This window comes from Porticoccus sp. (assembly GCF_965660005.1).
GTDB lineage: Bacteria > Pseudomonadota > Gammaproteobacteria > Pseudomonadales > Porticoccaceae > Porticoccus.
On the sequence record NZ_CBFHYF010000085.1, the window covers coordinates 1 to 888 of the forward strand.

General features: G+C 45.8%; 1 protein-coding gene. It reads right to left on the reverse strand.

Annotated elements, in window-relative coordinates:
- Positions 1–328: 328 nt before the first annotated feature.
- On the reverse strand, positions 329–888 hold a 560-nt coding region (locus tag ACTF5G_RS10175; RefSeq protein WP_438952689.1), incomplete at its 5' end, for a hypothetical protein.

Genomic DNA, 888 nt, shown 5'->3' on the forward strand with positions numbered 1-888 from the left:
ATTCAAAAGTAATCTAAAAAGTAATCTAAGTCTTAGCTGGTTTCAGCTAATACCCCCCCCGGGGGGGCTATTCCATCCCCCTTGATCCAGTAGTACCACCCCAGATACAAAAAAGAGTGAATAGCGAAGCTCTGAATCCCACTCAAAGACCTTGCCACAGCATGAAGTAGCATGTAGCTTGGGAGCGCAAGAATAATAGTGAGTGCATAATTCTTGCGATTCATTGGATATGGGAATACTTTCATATGAGTAAGTCTAAGCCGTCAATAATGGATGATCATGTAGATACACTAATATGCAGCAACTGCTTAACTCAAAAGTCTCTGAATTAAGTAATTTCAATTTCTAGTACCTCGACTCTGACTTCCTGATTTCCGTGCGGATAGCTAGACATCTCCCCGACTTCCGCTCCTTCTAAAGCTTCGCCAAGTGGACTGTCATTGCCGACGGTTGTGTATCCATCTAAATGATACCTGGGGTCATTGGTTTGTTGTTGAAACCAAAACTTTGCAACCGCTCCAGCTCGCGGCCCATCGAGATACCGTAGAGAAAACTTGGTGCCAATCTTTATGTAGGGGTCGTCATCTTGGGTGTCACGGGCCTGATGAACCTCAGTCTCTGTCCCCGTTATTGATTCGGTGTCTTTATCAGGTGATGCAGGTGTCTTCGCATCCAGCTCGGCAGGGTGCACATATCCCTCTGGAATTGCTTCAATTGCTTCAGACAAGCGTTCATCTAAGTATTCTTTAAGAAGCTCCCTGCATGCGAGTGGATCTCTGAACCAGTCGGTTGTCCATATTCGATATAGATCCCAGCCAAGACGGTTCAATACCTCCTCGCGTAATCTATCTCGATCTCGGGCACTTTTTGAACAGTGGTAGGAGGCAC